This is a genomic window from Arthrobacter sp. Y3224055, from assembly GCF_059090825.1.
In genome coordinates, this window is sequence record NZ_JBNHGB010000002.1 from 277,047 (window position 1) to 290,950 (window position 13,904).

Genomic DNA, 13,904 nt, shown 5'->3' on the forward strand with positions numbered 1-13,904 from the left:
CATGAGCATCGAGACAATCCTGCCCCTGGACGGGCTGCTCAATCCCGGCCAGCACCGCCTCAGCCGCGTGCAGCTGGTCAATTGGGGCACCTTCGACGGCTCCCACACCATCCGCGTGGACCGCGCCGGAACGTTGCTGACCGGCGGCTCCGGGGTGGGCAAGTCCACAATCTTCGACGGCATGCTGCAGGTGCTGGACGCGCGGCCGAAGATGAACGAGGCCGCCCAAACCAGCGCCGGCAGCGCCGCCGAGGAACGGCGCACCGCGTTCAGCTACATGCGCGGACGGCTGGGCGCCACCCCGGCGGACGGCGACGGTTCCCGGAACGCCACGTTCTACCAGCGTCCCGGTGCCACCTGGTCGGCGGTCTGCCTGACCTTCGACAACGCCCTGGGGCAGACCACCAGCCTGTCCGTGCTGCTGGACCTGCCGGCCAACGGGACCGAACACAATGTGGGCCGTTTCTATGTGCTGCACAACAAAGCCCTGGACATTCCCGCCCTGGAGGCCCGCATGCTGGGCCGGTTCAGCAAGACCTCGCTGGAGGCCCTGTTGCCGGGCAGCCAGGTCTTCGATTCGCACAAGGCGTTTGCCGAGCGATTCCGGCAAGCGCTGGGCATCGACCAGGAAAAGGCCTTCGGCCTGCTGCGGACGCTGCAGACGGGCAGGGGCCTGGGCGGCACCGTGAACGACTTCTTCCGCAACCATGTGCTGGACACGCCCCGGACGCTGGCCGCCGCGGAGGAGGCCGTGGAAGACTTCAGCCACCTCAGCAGCATCAGGCGGCAGCTGGAACGCGCCCGGCAGCAGCGGGACCTGCTGGCCCCCGTGCCCCGACTGCATCGGGAGCTGCAGCAGGCGCAGGCCGGGCTGGAGCGCAACCAGGTGTTGGCGGACGAGGCTTTGCCGCTCTACCGGCGACGTTTGGCGCTGGACTGCCATGGCCGGCAGATCGACCGGCTGGAAGCGGAAGCAACGGCGGCGACGGCCGCGCTGGCAACCGCCGAAGCGGCACGCGACGGGCTCCGGGAGAAGGCGGCGTCGCTCAGGGCGCGCTACGGCAGCGAAGGAGGCTCCGCCGTCGCCACCCTGGAACGGGAGCTGGCGGCGGCCCAGGCCGAGCTGCGGGCCCGCCAGTCCGTCGAAGATGCCCTCCGGGGCGAGCTGGCGGCCGCCGGGATTGAAGCAGATTTCAGTCCCGCCGGCCTCGCTGCCGCGCGCAGCCGTGCCGCCGTGCTGGCCAAGGACCTGGCCAAGGAGGCCGAGTCGGCCCGCGAACGGAGCAACGATGCCCAGGGCGAGGCTTGGACCCTCAAGGGCCGGATCCGTGCGCTGGAGGAAGAAATCGAGTCCTTCCGGCGCCGTACCAGCAACATCCGTCCCGACAGCCTGGAGCGCCGCCGGCAGATCTGTGCCGCCACGGGCATCGCGGAAGAGGAACTTCCGTTTGCCGGCGAGCTGATCGACATGGCCGCCGCCGAGGCCCGCTGGCGCCCGGCCGCCGAACGCGCACTGCGGTCGCTGGCCGCCGCAATGCTAATCCCGGGCGACCGGATGAAGGCCGTCACCCGCTACCTGAACGAGCACAATATCCGTGGCTTCCTGCGGATCATAGACGTCAGCGCCCCGCTGGACGGAAAGGCCGACGCCGGCGACGATGACCTGGTCACCAAACTGGTCACCAAGGACACCACCATGGGGCACTGGGTCCGGCGCAAGATCACGGCGCACTACGACTATGTCTGCGTCGACGACCCGGACGAACTGGCACACGTCGCCCGCGGCGTCACCCTGGGCGGCGCGGTAAAGCGCAGCAGCAGCACCACAGAAAAGGACGACCGGCACACCGGGGCGTCCGATTATCTGCTCGGCTTCGACAACCAGGACAAGATTGCCGCCCTCGCCGCGCGGTTGTTGGAACTGCGCGAGACGTACGGCACGGCGGATGCCGAGTCCGCCGAACGCGCCCGCGAGCAGCATGATCTGGGCCGCCGGCTGGCCGCAGCCAAGGCCGTGGCGGCCGACACCCGCGACTGGGAGGAGGTTTCCGCCGAAGCACACGCCGCCGCCGTGGAAGCGGCGGCGGAACGCCTGGAGCAGGCCCGGGATGCCAACGCGGACCTGGAGCAGCTGCGGTTCGAGCTGGAAACGGCGGAACTGGACCTCACGGCCGCCACGGAGAAGATCGGTGTGCTCAAGGGCGACGCCGCCCGGTTGACCGCCGAACTGGACGCCGCGCGCAGTCGCCGGGACACCCTGGCCGCCACCGGTGAGACCGCCGGGCAACTGACGGACGAACTGGCCTCCGAGCTGGATGCCCTCTTTGCCCCGCACGGGGAGATCACCGACCTGGCCTTCCTGGGGGACGTCTGCACCCGGATCGAGCGCGCGCTGCTGGAATCCCGCGGCCTGCTGGAGCGGACCAGGCTGGAGGCCGGCAACCAGCTGGTGAAGATCTTCGAGTCCTACGGCAGGCAGTGGGGCTCAGACCACGGCACGTCGCTGGAGGCCGCCGCCGACTACGAGGCGCGCTACCACGACATCGTGGGCGAAGGGCTGCCGCAGCGGGAGGCGGAATTCCGCGAGTACTTCAACAACCGCACCTACGAACGCTTCAGCGACCTGCTCCAGTTGCTGGACGAAGAACGCCGCAGCATTGCGTCCCGCCTGCAGCCGCTGAACCAAATCCTGCGGCGCGTGAAGTACCACGAGGACAGCCACCTGCAGATTGAGATCGCCAACGCGGTGCCGGACGCGTCGCACAAGTTCCGCACCGACCTGAAGAACGCGCTGCCGGTCATGGGCAGGCGGCAGACCGCCGAGGACATGGACGCCCGCTACCTCGCCCTGGAGCGGATTGTGGAGAGGCTGGCCTCCGAGGACGAGCGCCGCTGGCGCGCCGAGGTCCTGGACGTGCGGTCGCACGTGGACATCACCTGCACCAATCTCCTGGCGGACGGCCGCGCCTACACCAACCTGCAGGCCAGCCTGATGTCCGGCGGCGAGGGCCAGCGCTTCACCGCATTCATTATGGCGTCGGCGCTGGCCTACCAACTGGGCATCGCCGGGCAGGGCTTCAGCACCTTCGGCACGGTGATGATGGACGAGGCCTTCGTGAAATCATCGCTGGCGTTCGCCGAGGCCAGCATCAACGCTCTGCACGAATTCGGTTTCCAGCTGCTGTTGGCCGCCCCCGAGGACAAGGTGGACCTGGCCCGTTTCCTCGGTTCGGTCACCGAAGTCCTGCGCGATGAATCCGCCAACCGGTCGGGCATTCTGGAACGGGGTCACTCCCTGGCGCGGCCGGTGGACATCGTGTTGCGCTGATGAGTTGTCCCCGGCCGACCTCGATGAACGCATTCCGCCTGGCGTCCATCAACGCACTCCCCCGGGCCGGCGGGCGTCGCGCCGCCGTATACTTTTGAGCATGCCGATCACGCACCTCAACCGTGGACTCTACGTCCAGCAGTCCGCCGTCGAGCAATGCGGAGGCGATCTGTGAGCGGCGGTCTCGTCGCCCTGCTCGACGACGTCGCAGCCCTGGCCCGCATCGCGGCCGCCTCGGTGGACGACGTCGCGGCAGGCGCCGCCAAGGCCGGGGCCAAGGCCGCCGGCGTGGTCATTGACGACGCCGCCGTCACCCCGCAGTACGTGTCCGGGGCGGACCCGTCCCGCGAACTGCCGATGATCAAGCGCATCTTCTGGGGCTCGCTCCGGAACAAGCTGCTGATCATCCTGCCGGCGCTGCTGCTGATCAGCGCCTTCATCCCGGGGGCGATCCCGTTCATCCTCATGCTGGGCGGCACCTACCTCTGCTACGAGGGTGCCGAGAAGGTCTGGCACAAGCTGCGCGGCCACCACGAGGCCGACAAGGCGCCGGCGGTCGAGCGGGGACCGGAGGCGGAGTCCAAGGTCGTCAAGGGCGCCATCACCACCGACTTCATCCTGTCCTGCGAGATCATGGTGATCTCGATGAACGAGGTGGGTGACGCCTCCCTGTGGGTCCGGGCGTTCATCCTGGTTGTCGTGGCGATTGCGATCACGGTGCTCGTGTACGGCGCCGTCGGGCTCATCGTCAAGATGGACGACATCGGCCTGCACCTGACCACCAAGGACTCCGCGGGCTCGCAGCGCTTCGGCGCGCTGCTCGTCAAGGGCATGCCCGCGGTGCTGGCCGCGATCACCTTCGTCGGCACGATCGCGATGCTTTGGGTCGGCGGCCACATCATGCTCCAGGGGGCATACGACCTCGGCTGGCACGCTCCCTATGATTTGGTCCACGTCTTCGAGTCCCCGTTCGCCGGGATCCCGGTGGCCGGCGGCTTCCTGGCCTGGCTCGTGAACACCCTGTGCTCGGCCATCCTCGGACTCGCCTGGGGCCTGGTCGTCATGGCTATCCTGCACCCGCTGCTCAAGGTGCTGCCCTTCGGCAAGAACAAGGGCGGGCACGAAGAGGGCGACGCCCGCGCCGCCACAGCCGGGCATCGGCCGCCGGGACGCGACGCCGATCCCGCCCCCTAGTCTCTGCCCTCCGGGGTAGCCGAGTTCCTCCCTGCATTCCGCCCTTGGCTCCACACGCAGCGACTGTTCAGAGTGCACAAGACATCACCCGGTCATGGGGACGACGCCGGGTACTCAAGTGGTCGGCTTCCGGGCAAAAAGAAAGCCGGGCAGGATCCCCTGCCCGGCTTTCATGTTCCGTCAGGCTCCCGACGCGGCAATCATGCCGCCAATCAGGACGATGAAGACGATGATCCCGATGACGCCGAAGATGGTGTCGATCCAGCCGAGAACCTTTGCCGGCGGTGGCCGGGATGTTCAGCTGCTCGGCCTTCTTCGCGTTGATGATGGCCAGCGGGCCGAAGACGACGCCGAGGAAGAAGAAGCCGACGATGCCGAAGATCAGGAGGACTGGGCGGCCTTCTGGCCCTCGAACGTTTCCCGCGACTGCATGGTCTGCGTTGGCGGGCCCTGCGGCGGGTAGTAGGACGGGCTGGGCTGCTGGTGCTTGGACATGGTATGCAGTCCAGCGGGGCTAGCCAGGGGCGTGTCCCCTCCGGCTCCTGCCCGGCTCGGGTGGGAAGGTCCTCAAGGATAAGCATCAGCGTCCCGTCCCGTTCGTGCAGAAACTGTTCAACGCCGGCACGAAGCACTTCTGCCCGGAATGCCTTCTGAGCGTGGTCGGCTGCAACGGCGACGATGAAGCTGCTTTCCGGCTTCACGCCGAGCGCCCGGGCGGCGGCCTGTCCCAGCAACTGGGGATCTTTACCGTCGGAGTTCAGGAGTCTCGACAGGAGGAACGCATGCTGCGTCTCCTTGTGCCATGGTGGCAAGCTCATCGAGGTAGCCTGCATGAATCCGGATGGTGTGGAACTCCACTGCTTCCCAGACGCGGACCCCGTCCTTGGTCAGGTCCGGCAAGGACGCGGATGGGACTTTCTCCAGCATCGCTGTCCAGAGCACTCGGAAGGCGCGCAGGAGCGATTCAAGGGGCAGGCCCTGTTGGGCGCGGCGATGTCCCAGTGCTTCGGACATCCCCGCTAGCCGGTCTGGGAATGGAAGATTGCCCACTAGGCGCAGCAAGAGTTCCATCGAGGCTACGGCTGTCTCCTCCAGATCCTGGGCGGCCACCGTGGAGGCCGCGTAATCGTCAATTTTCCGTATCTCAAGGAGATATGCGTGCGCGATCGCGTCGATGTCCGCGAGGCAGTCTGCTACCAAATCCGACACCACGGACCCGGGAGCCGGCCCCTTGGGCGCGTGTGTGGGGTCCGCAGACGCTTCGCGGGGCATATGCCCATTCTTGAACCGTGCATTGTATTCATCCATTGATTGCGCGGGTGATCGGTACCACACTTGCATGAAACGGTGTGTGCGGCTGGGCTTCTCTCAGGGAAGGACATCGACCGAGACATGATCGATTTGAAACTAGTTAACGCCCGTATCTTCACCATGGATGATGCTGCTCCCGCAGCTCATGCCTTGGGAGTGCTTCACGGCCGGATTGTGGGCTTCGATGACGACGTCGTACACCTCCCGGCGCGGCGTAAGCTCGATTGCGGTGCTGCTGTCGTCGTCCCCGGTTTTGGCGATTCCCACAACCACATGGCGTGGTTTGGGCAGTCCCTCGCCGAACTTGATCTGTCCGGCTGCCGGGCCTTGGATGAGGTGTACGACGCAGTCGCCCGGTTTGCGCTCGATCTCCCTGAGGACGCGTGGGTGGTGGGATCCGGTTATGACGACACGGTCATGGGCGGCCATCCCCACCGAAGCGGTCTCGACCGGTCCGCTCCCGGCCGTCCGGTCTGGCTCAAGCATCGGTCAGGGCACATGTGCGCGGTCAACACTGAGGTGCTTGATCGCACAGGTGTCCTGGACCGTTCAGCTGTTGTTCCCGAAGGCGGCACAGTGGTGGAGGATTCCGACGGGCCCACCGGATTACTTGAAGAGCAGGCCCAAAAACTGGTGACGGCCCTCGTTGTGCCCTACCCGGTGGCGGACCTCGCGGAAGCGATCGGGGCAGCGAGTGAAGTTTACGCCGCCGAGGGCCTGACACATGTGGTGGAGGCAGGCATCGGGTCGGGCTGGATTGGCCGCAGCCCGGTAGAACTTGCCGCGTACGTTGAAGCACGACGGCGCGGCCTCCTGAAAACCCGCGTACAACTGATGGCGGTCAGCGATGCTCTGCACCCGCTCCAGTCCAATGCTGCCGATGGGATTACCTTCGGCCTGGACCTCGGCATCGCATCGGGTTTCGGCGATGACCATGTCCGGCTTGGGGCTATGAAAATCTTCATCGACGGCTCGCTGATTGGCCGCACTGCAGCGGTGACTGAGCCCTTCTGCGACCACGACCATGGCACTGGCAGCTTCCAACTCTCCCCCGAGGAACTGACACAACGGATCATCAGCGCGCACTGCTCAGGTTGGAACGTCGCCGCGCATGCGATCGGAGACGCAGCCGTCGACATCGCGCTGGACGCCTTTGGGACCGCGCAACAGAAGCTACCCCGATCCGACGCGCGGCATCGCATCGAACACGCCGGCATGGTCCGACCGGACCAGCTCCCCCGGTTCGCAGCGCTGGGGATCACACCGGTCCCGCAACCGCACTTCCTGTATGAGGTCGGCGACACGATGTCAGACGCGGTCGGCACGGAACGGACACCATGGCTGTACCGCCACAAGTCCTTCCTGAACGCCGGGGTACGCGTTCCTGGCAGCTCGGACCGGCCGGTAGCGGCCGGGGCACCGCTGCTGGGCATGCAGTCCATGGTGACGCGCCGCAGTTCCGGCGGAGCCACCTTGGGTCCCGAGGAACGGGTCGACCCCGAGACGGCCCTGCGTGCCTACACGGCCGACGCCGCGTGGATCGCAGGCGAAGAAGACCGGCGGGGAACACTCGAATCGGGAAAGAACGCCGATTTCGTGTTCCTCTCGGACCACCCTGCAGAGGTGCCGCCCGATGAGATCGGCCGCATCAAGGTACTGGCGACCATGCTCGATGGCACCTGCGTTTTCGGGCACGACTACATCGAGGAACTCCAGAGCACCGCATCGTCCCAGTCCGATCCCGCAAAGAGAGGCGCCGAGCATGCAGCCACATGAGACAACAGACGGAGAGGAAGCAGCTGTACCAGTTGTCAGCGGAGCCGAGGCAGGCAAAATCGCCTGGGCTGCGTTCGTAGGAACTGCCCTCGAATGGTACGACTACTTCCTCTTCGGCACCGCTGCAGCCATCGTCTTCAACCGGCTGTTCTTCACGTCGCTGGACCCGACCGCTGCAACAATGGCAGCCTTTGCCACATTTGGTGTCGGCTTCGCTGCCCGTCCGCTCGGCGCCGTATTGTTCGGCTACATCGGTGACCGTGTGGGGCGACGCCCCGCGCTGCTGATCACGATCGTCGCGATCGGCGTGGCCACCGGGCTTATCGGCGTCCTACCCGATTTCGGCACTATCGGCCTCGCAGCACCCATCATGCTTGCCATCCTGCGCCTGGTCCAAGGCCTTGCCGTCGGCGGGGAATGGGGCGGCGCCATGACCATCGCCGTCGAACATGCCCCCCTCGAGAAGCGCGGGCGGTATGCCGCGCTGGTACAGGTGGGTTCACCGGTCGGCACGCTGCTGTCCTCCGGCGCCTTCGCACTGGTACTGCTCATGCCCCCGGAAATTTTTGACTCATGGGGGTGGCGTCTGCCGTTCCTGGCAGCGTTCCCACTGCTGCTGGTCGCGCTGTACATCCGATTGAAAATCGAGGAATCGCCGATCTTCCGCGAACTGGTCAAGCTGGAGGAACGCGCCAAAATTCCTGCGCTCGATGTGTTCCGCCAGGCATGGGGCCGGCTGATTCTTGCTATCGCAGCCGCTTTCCTCGGCGTCGGCGGGTTCTACATCATGACCACCTTCGTCATCAGCTACGGCACCGCCACCCTCGGCCTGGACCGAGGACTGATGGTCAACGCAACCCTGGTTGCCGCGGTTGTGCAAATCGGAGTCATCTTGGTCATCGGTCGTATCAGCGAGAAAACGGGTCCGGGAAAGATGACCTTTATCGGCGGCGTCGTGACCACGGCCGCCGCGTTCCCACTTTTCTGGATGATCGACTCCCGCAATCCATTCGCCGTAGTCCTCGCTGTCACTCTCGGCATCGCGCTGCTGTCCGTTGCCTACTCGGTCACCGGCGCCCTGCTGACCGAACTGTTCCCGCCACAGCTGCGCTACAGCGGTGTCGCTCTCGGTTACAACCTGGCCGGCGCCCTTAGCGGATTCCTGCCACTGATCGCCGTCGCCCTGCTCGCCGTCTCCGATGGAGCGTCCTGGACCGCTTCCCTGCTGCTGATGGCCGTGTCCCTGATCACCGCTGCCGGCGGATTCTACGGCGAGCGGCTCCGGGTCAAGGACAAAGCGATCGTACGGTAGGGCGGCGCCATGCTGAACCCAGAAACAGCCCGTCGAGTTATCGACAGCGTTGATGCGGCCTTCGACCGCCAGCTCGAGTTCACGGCGGAGCTGATCCGCCATCCCTCGCTGCGGGCCGCCGAGTCCAGCGCCCAGGACCTGATGTTCGCGGAGCTCCAATCCCGCGGGTTCGCCATGGACCGCTGGACTCTCGACGGCGAAGCCCTCGCTTCGCACGTCGGTTACGGTCCCAGCACAGTGGCCTTCGAAGACCTCACCAACGTCGTCGGAACCTATACGCCCCCGGCGGAGAACGGCCGTTCACTCATCCTGAACGGGCACATCGATGTAGTTCCCACCGGCCCGCTGGAGACGTGGGAACGCAGCCCCTGGGACGCCGTCGTAAAGGACGGCTGGATGTATGGACGTGGGGCAGGTGACATGAAGGCCGGGCTCGCTGCCAACCTCTTCGCCTTCGACGCCATCCGGGCTGCCGGCTTGGCGCCGGCAGCCACCATCCACTTCCAGTCAGTCGTGGAGGAGGAGTGCACGGGCAACGGGTCCCTTGCAGCGCTGCTGCGCGGCTACACGGCCGATGCCGTCATCATCCCGGAACCGGAAGAGAACATGCTGGTCCGCGCCAATGTGGGGGTGATCTGGTTCCGTGTGCGTGTTACCGGCAAACCGACCCATGTGCGGGAAATGGCATCCGGGTTTAACGCCATCGACGCCGCCTACACCGTCATGGGTGCGTTGCGGGAGCTCGAAGCCAAATGGAACGCCGATAAGGGCAGCCACCCGTACTTCGAGGATCTTGACCACCCCATTAACGTCAATATTGGCATGATTTCCGGCGGTGACTGGCCCTCAAGTGTCCCGTCCTGGTGCGAGTTCGACGTCCGCGCGGCCCTGTATCCCGGGGTTCCGGCCGCGGATGCCTGGGACGAGATCCAGAAGTGTCTCCGGACCACCACCGCGGCCGGGGCAGCAGTTTCGGCCGAGCGGACGGGTTTCTTTTCCGAGGGCTACGTCCTGGAGGAAGGATCGGAAGCTGAGGCAATGCTGGCCGCTGCGCACCAGGACGTCTTCGGCTCAGCGTTGCAGAGCTTCACAACCCCGGGCTATCTGGACGGCCGGGTCTTCACCCTGTACGCGGGAATCCCGGCACTGGTTTACGGGCCGGTGTCCGAGGCGATTCACGGGTTCGATGAGCGTGTGAGCATCGAGTCGGTGCGTCACGTGACCAAGACCATCGCCCTGTTCATAGCCGACTGGTGCGGCGTGACCGAGACAGCGTAAACCCTTTTCGGCAGTATAGAAGCCGCCCTGTCATTGGCAGGGCGGCTTCTATACTGCGTGCTCGCTAACGAGGGTCGAGTTCCCCGAGGCAGAGGCTACGGACGACATCCGTCAGCACGTGCAGCCCGCTGACGACGTCCTGGTCGGTGGTGTACTCGTGCTCGTTGTGCGAAATGCCCTCCACGGACGGGACGAACAACATCACCGTGGGGACGACGTCCTTCAGATTGGTGGAGTCATGTCCGGCCAGCGTCTTAACCCGCGTGTAAGTGAATCCGCGGTTTGCCGCGATCTTTTCGGCCAGCGCAACTCCTTCCGGCTGATAGGGAGTGACCGGCCAGCAATGGGATCCGGTTTTGTTGATCTCCACCCGGGCAGTCTGTTCAATCTGTTCGATACGGTCGTGCAGCATCCGGTCCGCCTCGGCGAGAAGATCCTCATCGGCCGACCTCAGGTCAAGAAGCAACGTGACCAGGGACGGCACCACGACCGGCGAGTTCGGGTAGACATCAAGCTGACCTACCGAGGTGTGGACGGCGCCGTCTGCAAAGTGGTCCGCAATCTCCCTTGCAGCAACAACCAGCATTGACCCTCCGAGGAGGGCATCACGCCGGTCCGCAATGACTGTCGAGCCGGTGTGCGCCTGTTCGCCGCGGACCTCGAACTGGTACTTGTTGGCCGCCCAGTTGGAGTCCACCACGCCAATAGTGATGCCGTCCCGCTCCATGCTGCGGCCCTGTTGAATATGGATTTCGGCAGCGTAGGCCGCCCTCGGCCCGGTGCCCTCGCCGAGTGCGGCGGTTGCTTCCAATGCCTCACGGACACTGATGCCTGCCGCATCCGTAATGGCGAGGACGTCCGCGGGCGACATTTTTCCGGTGTAGACGGAGCTGCCCATCATCGACGGTTTGAAGCGAGCACCTTCCTCATTGAACCAATTCACAACCGCCAAGTTGTACCGGGGAGTTGTTCCCGCGGCACGCCACTCTGCCGCGAGGCTGAACGCTACATGGGTCGCGGCAAGCACACCATAAGCGCCGTCATACCGCCCGGCCGTTGGCTGCGAATCAAGATGGGAGCCGACCAGCACGTAGGGTGCACCGGGATTCACCTCGAGCAGGCCAAACTGGTTACCCACTTGGTCAAAGGAAACATCGAAGCCCTTCTCCCGAAGCATGGCGGTCAGCCATGCCCGCTGTTCCCCGTCTGCAGATGAACCCGCCTGCCGCTCCACTCCCCCGCCAGGCGTAGCGCCAAAAGCGCTCAAGGTGGCGAAGTCCCGCAGGAACACGGCATCAGCTCCTGTGAACTTGCGTGGATCTGGTTCCGGCACAGCACCGTTGCTCATGATGGCTTGTCCTTCACGCTGGATGATTGGCGTACCTAAATAGTCTCAGGAGCGCGCGGGGGGAGGCACTGGGTCGAGGCAACCAATTCAGCCAGCGGCAATGTGAATCTGCAGACCAGTGTAAGCGGTCATGAAAAACTGCCCGTAGGTGGCCACGGAATTACCCGTTGACGGCCACGGGGACTGCCCGTAGGTGGCCACGAAAACTGCCCGGTTGTGGCCGTTGGTTTGCCCGCATTGTTCACTTTCCCCGCCGCGTCGTGAGACGGCGGGGGCCTCTTCCCGGTTGGATATCGGTGTCGAATCGAATCCTGAGCAGGAAGAGACCCTGAATGAAGGATGCCGTAGAAACCGTGAAAATACGCGCTGCTTATGACCTGACCAAATTACTGAGGGGTGGCCGCCGAACTTTCCGGCTGCTCCCACCACACTGTGGACCGCCTTGTGAAGGCTCGCGATGCCGGTCGCCCGCCCGGGGCCAGCGCCGGCCGCGGCCCCGGGTCACCGATCCTGGTTGCTGGCCCAAGGCGAACGGAGTAGTGGCGACATGACTGCAGCGGACAAGTTCTTCGCCTACTACACGCAGTCGAGCGCGCTCTTCGCGTGAACCCCAAGCATCCAGAGTGGTGCGACAAAGCCCTCCGTCCGGGACTATCCTCGCTGCCATGGGATCACCGTGGGAGCTTGGGCTGCCGGGAGTGCTGCGGCTGCCGTCGGGGAGGCTGCTGCGAGGCCGGGCGCTGCGTGTTCCACTGCCGCCGGGGCCCGCGCCGGAATTCGCGCTGTACTTGAAGCACCGGCCACCGGCACCCACCCTGTGGGAGCAGCGGTGGGTGCGCTGGCGGGATCTCCGGCTGCCGGAAGACCTGTCGGACGCCGAGGCGGCATTCCGCGAAGCGTGGCTGCGCGCCGGCAACGAACGGGTGGAGGTCGCCTGCTACGGAGGCCGGGGGCGGACCGGCACGGCCCTGGCCTGCCTTGCCATTCTCGACGGCGTTCCCGCCGCCGACGCCACCCGCTATGTCCGTGAGCACTACCGCCCCGGCGCCGTCGAAACCCCGTGGCAGCGACGGTTTGTGCGCCGGTTCCCCGGACGCCTGTAGCAGGCTGCTCCTCCTACGCGAGCACGCTGCGGTAAAGACCCAGGGTCTTCTCGGCGATGGAGTCCCAGGAGAAGTGCTCCTCGGCGCGCCGGCGGCCCGCCTCGCCCTGGCGGCGGGCCGCGGCCGGGTCATCCAGCGTCTTGTTGAGTGCGTCGGCGAAATCGCGGACGAACTGTTCCTCGTCCAGCGGGGTTCCCGTCCCGTCGCTCGCCTGCTCCAACGGCACCAGGGTGCCGGTGACGCCGTCGTCGACCACCTCCGGAATGCCCCCGGTGGCGCTGGCCACCACCGGGGCGCCGCAGGCCATGGCTTCAAGGTTCACGATGCCCAGCGGTTCGTAGATCGACGGGCACGCGAAGACGGTGGCATGGCTGAGCACCTGGATCAGTTCCGGCCGCGGGAGCATCCGCTCGATCACCACGACGCCGTCGCGGGCCCCGCGCAGCCCAGCCACCAGGGCATTCACCGCGGCCGCCAGCTCCGGTGTGTCGGCAGCTCCGGCACAAAGCACCAGTTGTACTTCCGGCGGCAGCAACGCCGCTGCACGCAGCAGGTACGGCACGCCCTTCTGCCGGGTAATCCGCCCCACGAAGACCACGCTGGGCCGGTCCGGGTCGATTCCCAAGGCGCGCACCGCGTCGTCGTCGTCATCCGGTTTCCATTCCTGCACGTCCACGCCATTGTGGACCACGTGCACCCTGTCCGGATCCACGTCGGGGTAGCTGCGCAGAATGTCCCTGCGCATCCCGGCGGAAACGGCCACGACGGCGGCGGCCGCCTCATAGGCGGTGCGCTCAGCCCAGGACGAGAGCCGATAGCCCCCACCCAACTGCTCCGCCTTCCACGGCCGCAACGGCTCCAGCGAATGCGCGCTCAGCACGTGCGGCACATCGTGCAGCAGCGACCCCAAATGCCCGGCCATATTGGCATACCAGGTGTGGGAATGAATCAAGTCCGCACCGGCGAAGCCGTCCAGCATCTCAAGGTCGACGCCGAGGGTCTGCACCGCGGCATTGGCTTTCCGCAGTCCGGCCGGGACCCCGTAGCTGCGCACCGTCGCGCCATGGAAGTCGGACGGCCGGTCGGCCCCGAAGGCATGCACGTGCAGATCCACCCTGCCGGCCAGCACCCGGCTGAGCTCGGCCACGTGTACGCCGGCTCCGCCGTAGATTTCCGGCGGGAATTCTTTTGTCACAATGTCTACACGCACGACACCTAACGTAGTGCACGCCCGGCCCTTCCTCTACTGTGTGT

General features: G+C 65.8%; 10 protein-coding genes and 1 pseudogene. 8 read left to right on the forward strand and 3 right to left on the reverse strand.

Features of this window, described 5'->3' with window-relative positions:
- The first annotated feature begins 1 nt into the window (after window position 1).
- The 3 genes from AC5RTY_RS06595 (at window position 2) to AC5RTY_RS06605 (ending at window position 4,985) form a co-directional block, all read left to right on the forward strand.
- Window positions 2–3,328, forward strand: a complete 3,327-nt coding sequence (locus AC5RTY_RS06595) for an ATP-binding protein (RefSeq protein WP_494139261.1) — start codon at window positions 2–4, stop codon at window positions 3,326–3,328.
- Between the two features lie 171 nt (window positions 3,329–3,499).
- Window positions 3,500–4,522 carry a DUF808 domain-containing protein gene (locus AC5RTY_RS06600; RefSeq protein ID WP_494139262.1) on the forward strand — a complete coding sequence of 341 codons (1,023 nt, stop codon included), beginning with the start codon at window positions 3,500–3,502 and terminating at the stop codon, window positions 4,520–4,522.
- 94 nt (window positions 4,523–4,616) lie between these two features.
- Window positions 4,617–4,985 (forward strand): hypothetical protein, encoded by a 369-nt coding sequence (locus tag AC5RTY_RS06605; RefSeq protein WP_494026073.1) that lies wholly within the window; start codon window positions 4,617–4,619, stop codon window positions 4,983–4,985.
- Window positions 4,986–5,266: 281 nt separating this feature from the next.
- Here AC5RTY_RS06605 and AC5RTY_RS06610 read toward each other — a convergent pair whose 3' ends face one another.
- Complete coding sequence (locus AC5RTY_RS06610) at window positions 5,267–5,794, reverse strand: RsbRD N-terminal domain-containing protein (protein ID WP_494139263.1); 528 nt, start codon at window positions 5,792–5,794, stop codon at window positions 5,267–5,269.
- Window positions 5,795–5,914: 120 nt separating this feature from the next.
- Between AC5RTY_RS06610 and AC5RTY_RS06615 the strand changes: the two genes are divergently transcribed.
- The 3 genes from AC5RTY_RS06615 to AC5RTY_RS06625 are packed head-to-tail and all read left to right on the forward strand — an operon-like array spanning window position 5,915 to window position 10,199.
- The gene (locus tag AC5RTY_RS06615) at window positions 5,915–7,609 is read left to right on the forward strand and encodes an amidohydrolase (protein ID WP_494025901.1); all 1,695 of its coding nucleotides are present in this window, start codon (window positions 5,915–5,917) and stop codon (window positions 7,607–7,609) included.
- Window positions 7,596–8,921: an MFS transporter gene (locus AC5RTY_RS06620; RefSeq protein WP_494139264.1), complete on the forward strand. Its 1,326-nt coding sequence runs from the start codon at window positions 7,596–7,598 to the stop codon at window positions 8,919–8,921. The genes AC5RTY_RS06615 and AC5RTY_RS06620 overlap by 14 nt, the downstream gene beginning before the upstream one ends.
- A gap of 9 nt (window positions 8,922–8,930) precedes the next feature.
- Window positions 8,931–10,199, forward strand: coding sequence for an ArgE/DapE family deacylase (locus AC5RTY_RS06625; protein ID WP_494025900.1), 1,269 nt, complete (start codon window positions 8,931–8,933; stop codon window positions 10,197–10,199).
- Window positions 10,200–10,263: 64 nt separating this feature from the next.
- Here the strand turns inward: AC5RTY_RS06625 and AC5RTY_RS06630 are convergent, their stop codons facing one another.
- Window positions 10,264–11,547, reverse strand: coding sequence for a M20 family metallo-hydrolase (locus AC5RTY_RS06630; RefSeq protein ID WP_494025899.1), 1,284 nt, complete (start codon window positions 11,545–11,547; stop codon window positions 10,264–10,266).
- Between the two features lie 332 nt (window positions 11,548–11,879).
- Here AC5RTY_RS06630 and AC5RTY_RS06635 point away from each other — a divergent pair.
- Window positions 11,880–12,056: pseudogene (locus tag AC5RTY_RS06635) on the forward strand (IS21 family transposase); the annotation flags it as partial.
- 156 nt (window positions 12,057–12,212) lie between these two features.
- Window positions 12,213–12,650: a protein-tyrosine phosphatase family protein gene (locus AC5RTY_RS06640; RefSeq protein ID WP_494109240.1), complete on the forward strand. Its 438-nt coding sequence runs from the start codon at window positions 12,213–12,215 to the stop codon at window positions 12,648–12,650.
- Between the two features lie 13 nt (window positions 12,651–12,663).
- Here the strand turns inward: AC5RTY_RS06640 and glgA are convergent, their stop codons facing one another.
- Window positions 12,664–13,860, reverse strand: coding sequence for a glycogen synthase (glgA, locus tag AC5RTY_RS06645; RefSeq protein ID WP_494109239.1), 1,197 nt, complete (start codon window positions 13,858–13,860; stop codon window positions 12,664–12,666).
- Between the last annotated feature and the right edge of the window lie 44 nt (window positions 13,861–13,904).

What these genes read in the sequence shown, in the direction of transcription:
- AC5RTY_RS06595 (WP_494139261.1), top strand. Translation starts at nt 2, where the DNA reads ATGAGCATCGAGACAATCCTGCCCCTGGACGGGCTGCTCAATCCCGGC.
- AC5RTY_RS06605 (WP_494026073.1), top strand. Translation starts at nt 4,617, where the DNA reads ATGGGGACGACGCCGGGTACTCAAGTGGTCGGCTTCCGGGCAAAAAGA.
- AC5RTY_RS06610 (WP_494139263.1), bottom strand. Translation starts at nt 5,794, where the DNA reads ATGCCCCGCGAAGCGTCTGCGGACCCCACACACGCGCCCAAGGGGCCG.
- AC5RTY_RS06615 (WP_494025901.1), top strand. Translation starts at nt 5,915, where the DNA reads ATGATCGATTTGAAACTAGTTAACGCCCGTATCTTCACCATGGATGAT.
- AC5RTY_RS06620 (WP_494139264.1), top strand. Translation starts at nt 7,596, where the DNA reads ATGCAGCCACATGAGACAACAGACGGAGAGGAAGCAGCTGTACCAGTT.
- AC5RTY_RS06625 (WP_494025900.1), top strand. Translation starts at nt 8,931, where the DNA reads ATGCTGAACCCAGAAACAGCCCGTCGAGTTATCGACAGCGTTGATGCG.
- AC5RTY_RS06630 (WP_494025899.1), bottom strand. Translation starts at nt 11,547, where the DNA reads ATGAGCAACGGTGCTGTGCCGGAACCAGATCCACGCAAGTTCACAGGA.
- AC5RTY_RS06640 (WP_494109240.1), top strand. Translation starts at nt 12,213, where the DNA reads ATGGGATCACCGTGGGAGCTTGGGCTGCCGGGAGTGCTGCGGCTGCCG.